Annotated in this window: 11 protein-coding genes; 6 read left to right on the plus strand and 5 right to left on the minus strand. The window is 23.5% G+C overall.

Annotated features, from left to right (window positions below; genetic code table 11):
- Positions 1-113: 113 nt before the first annotated feature.
- From Q0V09_RS06525 to Q0V09_RS06545, 5 genes are all read right to left on the minus strand, one after another.
- Positions 114-623 carry a ClbS/DfsB family four-helix bundle protein gene (locus tag Q0V09_RS06525; protein ID WP_297487787.1) on the minus strand — a complete coding sequence of 170 codons (510 nt, stop codon included), beginning with the start codon at positions 621-623 and terminating at the stop codon, positions 114-116.
- 18 nt (positions 624-641) lie between these two features.
- Complete coding sequence (locus tag Q0V09_RS06530) at positions 642-1,046, minus strand: VOC family protein (protein WP_297487789.1); 405 nt, start codon at positions 1,044-1,046, stop codon at positions 642-644.
- Positions 1,047-1,213: 167 nt separating this feature from the next.
- Positions 1,214-1,339 carry a zinc ribbon domain-containing protein gene (locus tag Q0V09_RS06535; protein ID WP_367172312.1) on the minus strand — a complete coding sequence of 42 codons (126 nt, stop codon included), beginning with the start codon at positions 1,337-1,339 and terminating at the stop codon, positions 1,214-1,216.
- Positions 1,335-1,481 carry a hypothetical protein gene (locus Q0V09_RS06540; protein ID WP_297487791.1) on the minus strand — a complete coding sequence of 49 codons (147 nt, stop codon included), beginning with the start codon at positions 1,479-1,481 and terminating at the stop codon, positions 1,335-1,337. Before Q0V09_RS06540 ends, Q0V09_RS06535 begins: the two co-directional genes overlap by 5 nt.
- Entirely contained in the window at positions 1,478-2,152 is a 675-nt protein-coding gene (locus Q0V09_RS06545; RefSeq protein ID WP_297487793.1) for a transposase, read from the minus strand. Before Q0V09_RS06545 ends, Q0V09_RS06540 begins: the two co-directional genes overlap by 4 nt.
- A gap of 224 nt (positions 2,153-2,376) precedes the next feature.
- Here Q0V09_RS06545 and Q0V09_RS06550 point away from each other — a divergent pair, with 224 nt between their 5' ends.
- The 6 genes from Q0V09_RS06550 (at position 2,377) to Q0V09_RS06575 (ending at position 5,967) form a co-directional block, all read left to right on the plus strand.
- A complete protein-coding gene (locus tag Q0V09_RS06550; RefSeq protein ID WP_297487796.1) occupies positions 2,377-3,114 on the plus strand; it encodes a ParA family protein in 738 nt (245 codons plus the stop codon).
- Positions 3,107-3,829, plus strand: coding sequence for a hypothetical protein (locus Q0V09_RS06555; protein WP_297487798.1), 723 nt, complete (start codon positions 3,107-3,109; stop codon positions 3,827-3,829). The genes Q0V09_RS06550 and Q0V09_RS06555 overlap by 8 nt, the downstream gene beginning before the upstream one ends.
- A 29-nt stretch (positions 3,830-3,858) precedes the next feature.
- Positions 3,859-4,047 (plus strand): hypothetical protein, encoded by a 189-nt coding sequence (locus Q0V09_RS06560; RefSeq protein ID WP_297487800.1) that lies wholly within the window; start codon positions 3,859-3,861, stop codon positions 4,045-4,047.
- A gap of 189 nt (positions 4,048-4,236) precedes the next feature.
- Positions 4,237-4,410: a hypothetical protein gene (locus Q0V09_RS06565; protein WP_297487802.1), complete on the plus strand. Its 174-nt coding sequence runs from the start codon at positions 4,237-4,239 to the stop codon at positions 4,408-4,410.
- Positions 4,411-4,909: 499 nt separating this feature from the next.
- Positions 4,910-5,644, plus strand: a complete 735-nt coding sequence (locus Q0V09_RS06570; RefSeq protein WP_297487804.1) for an OmpW family outer membrane protein — start codon at positions 4,910-4,912, stop codon at positions 5,642-5,644.
- 125 nt (positions 5,645-5,769) lie between these two features.
- The gene (locus Q0V09_RS06575; protein ID WP_297408057.1) at positions 5,770-5,967 is read left to right on the plus strand and encodes a hypothetical protein; all 198 of its coding nucleotides are present in this window, start codon (positions 5,770-5,772) and stop codon (positions 5,965-5,967) included.
- The last annotated feature ends 225 nt before the right edge of the window (positions 5,968-6,192 follow it).

The following is a 6,192-nucleotide window of genomic DNA, read 5'->3' on the forward strand; positions in this document are numbered from 1 at the left end:
ACAATATTTTTGAGGTAAAGGATTAATATCAATTGATTTCAAATTATTTTTATTAATGTATATTTCACTAATGCTAAATGGTTTCATAGTAGTATCTCCTTTTATTTATATCTTCATTTTTTCCATTTTCTAATTTTTGTTCTAAATGTTTTAAATGGTGCCACAGTATTTATATGAATAAATTTATAAACTTCCCATATAGCTGTTTTCGTAGCTTCATCTGCCCATATTCTTTGATGTGGCTTAAATAATTCATCTTCACTCATAGAATCAATCATTAAATATATATTCTCAATATTTTTATCCAAAATATTTTTAAGTTCAAAAAGAGACATATCTGCATATTCATCTGTAAACCACTGATATAATTCACCTAATTGATTCCATTTAAATTTATCAGATGGAGTTTTAACTTTTAATCCTAATTTATAATCATTTTCCCATTTTAATAATAAAGTTGTCCATCCAACTTGATAAGCTAAATTTTCTGAAGGGGTTCTATCAATATTTTCTTTTTTTTTATCTTTATCCTCATTTGATATACTCAAAAATTCAGAAATATATTTTTCATAAGATTCTTTAATTGCAATTTTTAACTCTTCTTTATTTTGATAACTTTTCATCTACTCCCCCTTTTTTTATTAAATATATAACTGATCTCTTATTTCTATAATTGTACCTTCTGGTGCAATTATTTTAAATAATTTTCCATTTTCAACATCATATATAATTTTATTATTTTTTAGTTTAAATTTATTATAAGTCATAGAAATTTTTTTTAATATTTCGTTTATATCTTTAACATAAAAACACAGATGAACAATTCCATTTTGTTCTTTTTTTAAATCGTGATTAGTTTTATTTTTTTTCGGTGTTTGAAGTTCTATATAGAAATTATTTAACTCAATCCAAGTATTAAAGTCTCTTTCATGAAAATTTGGCGTTTCTTTTTTCAATTGAAATCCTAAAGTTTTAGTATAAAAATCTAATGATTCTTTGTATTTATCTGTTTGTATACATACATGATGAATATTAATAACTCTCACCTCTTTTTTTTAATTAAATATAGTTGTTTTTATTATACTCTATAACATGTGAACTACACCCCACTTAGAACGTTCCGTTCTTGAAGTGGGAGTTTCGTGGAAAGTATCTGACTAATATCAAATATATTTATCACGCTCTACGGGTAGTTCCTACCCTGATATATATTTTAATAGGTTAACAGTGTCTTTCCTAGTTCTCTAATATTTATACTGGCATTTATATCTTTGTCAAGTTCTATTTTGCAAATTTCACATTTGTAAGTCCTTTCAGATAATGCTAGTTCAATTTTAATTACTTAAAAATAGAGCTTTATATTGAAGCATAGTTGTAAACATACCAAAACCATTATCAGAAACAGATTTACCAAAGTTAAGAGATTGACTCATATCTTTCATATTAAGGTCTTCAAGTATTATTGCATTATACTTATTCACAAGTTTATGTGATAATTTATGTAAAAAATCTTTTCTACTATTTTAATAATTTGGTGGAGTTTAGCAACTTTAAGTTTTGCCTTATACCAATTTTGTGAGAACTTAACTTTTCTAAATAGTTCTCTCTGAAGTTTCGTCAGTTTATCTTGATATTTTCTAAAGAATTTAAGTATTGAAACGTAAAAAGCACCATTAGGCTCTTGACTGATAGTAACTGATTTAATTATATGTGATAATGGCATATTCCTATGAAGTTTAATCTTAACTAAGCCTAATTTAGGAAGTTTAATATATTTATCAACTAATCTAATAGAGTTATTAACATTGTTAGTTGAGTATGATTTTCTAGTAGATTTTTTACTTTTGAATTTTGGAAAGCTAGTTCTTTTTTGAAAGAAATTTTTATATGCTATTTCTAAGTTCTTTAAAGTGATTTGAAGAGAAATAGAATCAATCTCTTTTAGAAATTCAAGCTCATTTTTAAGAACTGGAAGCTCTTTCATTTGGGTATTGTAAGTTACAGATTTTTTCTCTGTTTCATACAACTCTTTTCTTTGGGCTAAGAACTTATTATATACAAGTCTAGTACAACCAAAAGTTTTCAAAATTAGTTCTTCTTGAATATCATTTAGATATATCCTATATTTGAAAGCTAAATTATATTTTTCCATAAATTTACACCTTCTAATATTTTGAATTTATTAGAATAAGATACCATATATATTAAAATATTAAAAGGAAAATCCAATTCATCCTCTCCCTAATAGAGAAAGAGGTTTTCTTGTCAAAATGTGATAAAAATATTATGTTTTTATAAAAAAAAATGATATTATATTAGCAATAGTCACTAAATAAAACAAATTAAAATCATACATAAACATAAAGGAGGATTTGCATGACAAGAATAATAAGTTTATTGAATTTTAAAGGTGGAGTAGGAAAAACTACAAGTACTCATTCAATTGGAGCTGCTTTAACATCTTTTGGAAAAAAAGTATTGTTAATAGATCTAGATCCTCAAGGAACACTTACATTTTTTTCAACAGATCAAAAAATAACAGCATCATCAATGGAATTATTATTTCATAAATTGCCAATGAACGAGTGTATTATAGAAGGAGAAGAGTTTGATTTAATAGGAAGCAATATAAAATTAGCAACCTCAGAATTAGAGTTAAACGGTCATTATGGAAAAGAATTTAGATTAAAAAATGCATTAGGAGAAAATAAATATGATTATATTTTAATAGATTGTCCTCCTAGTTTATCTGTATTTACATTAAATGCATTAACAGCATCTACTGACTTAATAATCCCTTGTGAATGTGAACTTGCTTCATTAGAAGGACTTGATTTATTGTTATCAACATTACAATCACCAATTAAACAGCTAAATTCGACTTTAAATATTTTAGGAATATTACCAACTAAATTAGACAGTAGAAAAAACATATCAAAAGAGGTTTATGAAATATTACAGACAGAACACAAAGATAAGATATTTCCTCCAATAAGAATTAACAGTAAACTAAGTGAATTAGGAATAGAAAAAATGTCTATTTTAAAATATGATAAAAATTCTAATGGAGCAAAAGATTATTTAAAAGTAGCAGAGTTGATAGTTAATGGTTAAAAAAAATAGGTTATTAGATAGAAAAAAAGTTGACTATACAGTAGAGACTAAAAATGCTGTTTCTATAATGACACAAAATGAACTAAGAAGTATAAAATCTAATTTTAATTATAGTTCTTTAGAAATTTCAGAATTTGATAAAGAAAATTTAATATGTTTGGAAAAAGATATTGTATTTCAAGGTAAAATTTTAGGAGAAGTAGCTTATAAGATAGGTAAAAACTTAGAAAATGCTAGAAATATATTAAAAAAATATTCAAAACCCAATGATGAGTCAGAAACTTTTGTAAAATGGTATCAATCTTTAGGATTGAATAAAGATCAGGTTTATTTATTTAAGGGAAGATTTAATTTATGTTTAAATAATCCTAATTATAAAGAAAATATTTTATCATTATCAGATAGAGCAATAAAAGAGGTTATAGTTAAAGATATTCCTGAAGTTGTTATAGAAAAAGTTTTAGTTGGAGAATTGACTACTGGAAAAGAAATAAAAAAAGCAAGAGATGATTTTAAAATTTCGAGCATGCTCGAAAAAGAAAAAGAAGAAATTTTAGAAATTATATCTAGTGATGATAATTTTTATAAAATCGAAGAAAACGAAAAGGAAATCAATATTAAAATATTAGAAATAGAAGAAAAAACATTAGAATTAAAAAAATTAAAAAAAGAATTATTAAATTTGAAAAAGGAATTAAAAAAATTGAAAATTTAAATTTTATATAAAAGTAAGAGGTGTTGATAATGCAATACAAAGTAGAATTGAGACAAAATAATGAAACACTAATATCAAAAGAGTTTGAAGAATATGATAATGCTTATGATTATAGTAATGAGCTTATAAGTCAAATTGAAAATAATATTTTTGTAGTATTATTAGAATTAAAAAATGATAAATGGGTTTTAATCAGAAAATTAAGCTTAGAAAATTAAATAAATAACTATCTTAGTATAAAAGCATTAAAGGTTTCCTTGATGCTTTTTTATTATTTAAAATAAAATAACAAAAATATGATTTAATTAAATTATTTCTTAAAGTTATATACAGATGGATTTGAAAGTGGAATTTTAAAAGATGAAAAAACAGGACAGGAGTATTGGATATATGGTAATGATAATATAATGTTACCTTTAGTTAAAAAAATGAATGAAGAAAGAAAAAAAACAAAGAAACCATATATTTCAATTACTTTAAAAGTTAAAGGAATTGATAAAGGAAAGTCTAAAGGTAAAATAGCTGAAAAAGGTGATCATGATTTAAAAGTTACTGAGATAATTGATATTATTTCACAATAAGAAATTTTTTCAGAATAATAGAACTATACTTTAATAAAAATATAGATTAATATAATTATAAGAACATTTTAAGGAGAAAAATTCATGGAGTTAGTTTTATACGTTTTTAGTCCTGCTATATTTTTAACAATTATTATTTTTATTTTATCTTTATATGTTTTTAAAAATATAAAACATAAATATTTATTATCACTTGGAGTTACAATGATTATACTAATAATACTCACATTTTCAGGAATTTTAATTAATTTTATAGATTTTGTTTTAAAAAACATTTATAAATTTAAATGAACAAATTAAATTTTTTATATATTTACTCTTCCTTTAGCATAATAAGATTTTTTCTTTTGTGCTAGTTTTCACAAAATTTTGTTCATCAATATAAAATTTTTGTGTATATATTATTTTTATATTATATTTATCAAATATAATATATATGTATAAAGATAATTTATATACAATTTAATATTAGGGAGGAATTTATATTAAAAAATTAACATTGTTCTCGCTATTTTTTGGAACAAGTATCTTAGCACTATCTGCTGGAAAAGAGGTTATTGTTCAACCTGAAGTTATTGAAGTTGTAGAAGTTGTTACACCAGAAATTTTACTAGAAGTTGCAGTAACTCCTGTAGAAAATATAGTTACAAAATCTGACAAACATATTTATTTAAGAGTGGGTGGAGATGTTGCTTCAAAATATTCTAAATATAAATTAAAAACAAAAGAAGAAGGAAATTTAGATGTTTCTAATAAAAAAACTAAAGGATTTGGATATGAATTAGCTGTTGAAGGAACTCAGAATATTACTGATAATTTAGAAGTTGGATTAGGTCTTGCATATCAAAATCATTCAAAAAACAAAACATATAATGGAAATGATTTTACAGCTAAAATGGGAAAATATGACTCTATTCCGCTTTATGTTACTGGAAAATATAACTTTGATACAGAAAGCACTTTAAAACCATATTTAAAAGCTAACCTAGGATATTCTTTCAATATAAATGAGAGTAAAAGCGATATCGATAAAACATCAGTTAAAACATCAGTTAAAAATGGATTATACACAGGAATTGGGGCTGGAATTGAATACAACAACTATTTAGTTGATTTAATGTATCAAATAAACTTTGCTAAAGCTTCATTATCTAACGGAGATGAGACAAGTGGAAAATCTAAATTAGATTATTCAAGAGTTACTTTATCAGTTGGATACAAATTTAATATTTAATAAAAAAATATAACTCTTAGAAATATTATTTTTTAGGAGTTTTTTTAAAAAAATTGCTTTTATACTTAAATAGATATATACTTAAGTCAAAACCTTATAAAATAAAAGTTAACAAGGAGAATTATATGCCATCAGATCGTAGCTTATTTAATTGTAAATTATATTATGAACATGATTATATTATTCGTCAATATGCCATTTCAGATAGAACAAAAGTTGCTGAATATTTAAAAAAATGGTGTGATGATAATACTATTCTTTGCTCAACATATGCACAAATCTATTCTCGTATTAAAAGTGAACTTGGTTTAGTAAGAAAATAATAATCTATCTCATTAATAATAACTATTATTTTATATTTTGCTATTGACTTATAGATATTTACAGAGTATACATTATTAGCCAAATCAATTAGATTTAACTGTATGTTTAAGCTTTGGGGAAAGTTAAACATATATACCCTCAAGAGGCTGACCAAAAAGTCTCAAAATTATTAAAATAGAGAAAATCTGTTAAGGATTTTCTCTATTTTTTTCGTATAACATATT

The organism is uncultured Cetobacterium sp., assembly GCF_947039425.1.
In the GTDB taxonomy this organism is placed as follows: Bacteria; Fusobacteriota; Fusobacteriia; order Fusobacteriales; family Fusobacteriaceae; genus Cetobacterium_A.